This window comes from Rhizobacter sp. P1_G5 (genome assembly GCF_056405435.1).
In genome coordinates, this window is the sequence record NZ_JBFUCB010000875.1 from 1 (window position 1) to 1,908 (window position 1,908).

At 69.7% G+C, this 1,908-nt stretch carries 3 protein-coding genes; 1 reads left to right on the top strand and 2 read right to left on the bottom strand.

The window, feature by feature from the left end; genetic code table 11:
* Nucleotides 1-123 precede the first annotated feature (123 nt).
* Complete coding sequence (locus AC1D12_RS32190; protein ID WP_047511930.1) at nucleotides 124-456, top strand: hypothetical protein; 333 nt, start codon at nucleotides 124-126, stop codon at nucleotides 454-456.
* 3 nt (nucleotides 457-459) lie between these two features.
* On the opposite strand, the gene AC1D12_RS32195 is transcribed toward AC1D12_RS32190, so the two are convergent.
* Both AC1D12_RS32195 and AC1D12_RS32200 read right to left on the bottom strand, forming a co-directional pair.
* Nucleotides 460-1,539, bottom strand: a complete 1,080-nt coding sequence (locus AC1D12_RS32195) for an AgmX/PglI C-terminal domain-containing protein (RefSeq protein ID WP_477845220.1) — start codon at nucleotides 1,537-1,539, stop codon at nucleotides 460-462.
* Nucleotides 1,536-1,908: ExbD/TolR family protein (locus AC1D12_RS32200; protein WP_477845221.1), on the bottom strand; the 373-nt coding region annotated here is incomplete at its 5' end. The genes AC1D12_RS32195 and AC1D12_RS32200, both read right to left, overlap by 4 nt.

The following is a 1,908-nucleotide window of genomic DNA, read 5'->3' on the forward strand; positions in this document are numbered from 1 at the left end:
CCCTTCGGGGCAGTACCACCGCGTACTGAAGGGTGAGCCCGCGGCAGGTCTTGCAAGCCGATCAAGCATCCCCACTTCCTGCGTACGGGGCAGCCACGGTGCCGCCCTCCCGGAAGGAAACGCATGAAAACCACCCAATCCCAGCAACGCAGTGTCAGCGACCTCGATGTCGTGCATGCGCTGGCGCGCCTGGTTCAGCGCATGGAAGCGAGCCCGGCCGAGATCGATGCCCACCAGTACCGCACCGTCGTGCAGCAGCTGAGCCGTGCGCTCGAACGCGTCGAGCCGGGCACGGCCTTGCAGTTGATCCTGGAAGACTGCCCGGCCGCGTCGGAGCTGTACGAGAACCTGCGCTACGAACACGCCGGGCTGGTGCGCGCCCCGCTGGAGAAGGCGCTGAATGCCGAGCTGGAGGCGCGCCGCGCGATCACGCTCGCGGCGGCCACCCGGCACTGACGATCACGACGGCAGGAAGTCCAGCGGGTACGTGATGTCGATCTGGTCGACGTCGCGTGCCCCGAATTCGAACTGCTTGATCCGCGCCAGCAGCTTCGATTCCAGTTCCGGCGACTTCAGCTCGCTCGAGACGATCCGGCAATCCACCAGTTGGCCCGAGGGCGAGATCTTCAGGCTCAGCACGACCTTGCCCTGCAGGCCCGGATCCTCGCGCAACGCGCGGTTGTAGATCGCGTAGATCGCGCCCTTGTTGCGCTCGAACACCAGGCGGATCTCCTCGATCGAGCGCGCCGCCTTGCCGCTGTTGCCGCGCTGCACCGTGCCGCCCGCCCCGGTGCCGTTGCCCGTGCCGCTGCCGGCCGCCGAGCCCTTGCCGCCGCCCCCACCGCCACCGGCCACGCCGGCCACCAGCGTCGTCGAGCGACCCGCCAGCCCACCGCCGCCGGTGTTGCGGCTGTAGCCTGCGGTGTTGATGCCGCCGCTGCCGCCGGTCGCGTTCGAGGTGATCATGGCCCGGTCCGGCAAGCCGGCCTCGGTGCCCGCGCCCACCCCCACGCCGACGCCCGAACCCACGCCCGGCCCCTGCTTGATGTCCGGCTTCAGCTGCACCGCCAGCGGCGCGCCACTCAGCTCCTGCAGCTGGTCCTTCATCGCGAGCAGGCCGACGCCGGCCGCCTTGYGGCGCGCGCCTTCGATCTCGCCCGGCGGCTTGTTGGCCTGCGGCACGCGCGCCTCGGGGATCGGCTCCTTCATCTTCACCGGATCGGGCTTGGCCGGGATCGGCTTCGCCTGGTCGGGCTTGGCCTGCGGCACGGCCGCCTCGGCCGCATCCTTCGGCTTCTCCTGCACCTTGGGCGGCGGCGGTGGCGGAGGCGTCTCCAGCACCAGCTTGGCCAGCCGCGGCGGCAGCTCGGCCGGCGCAGTGCGGTCGGGTTGCCGCACCGGCAGCCACGGCACGATCAGGAAGATCAGCAGGCACACGCCGACGGTGCGCTGGATGATGCGGCGAAAACGCGCGTCATCCTCGGGCACGCCGGCCCAGGGCATCACCCTGGGATTGAACGAAACGGTCGCCGCACTCATGCGCCCGCCTTCTGCCGCACGGCGAACGACATGTCGGTGAAGCTCGCCCGCGCCGCGGTGTACATGATCTTGCGCAGCAGCTGGTACGGGATGTCCTTGTCGCCCATGATCGTGAGCGCCTTGCCCTTGTCCTTGTTGGCCTCGCGGATCATCTCGCGACCGGCCTGGATGTCGAGCTCGTCCTTCAGCGGCCCGATCAGGTCACCCTTCAGCCCCATCACGTCGGCCACGTTGGCGATCTTGCGGCCCTCGACGATGATCTCGGTGCCGCTCACCACCAGCACCACGTTCTGCTTCGGCTCCTTCTCGGCCGTCGACTGCGGCAGCTGAACGGCCTTCGGGCTCGGCAGCAGCTCGACGCCGGTCGCG

Excerpts from the sequence above, each read along its gene's own strand:
- AC1D12_RS32190 (WP_047511930.1), top strand. The coding sequence starts at position 124 with ATGAAAACCACCCAATCCCAGCAACGCAGTGTCAGCGACCTCGATGTC.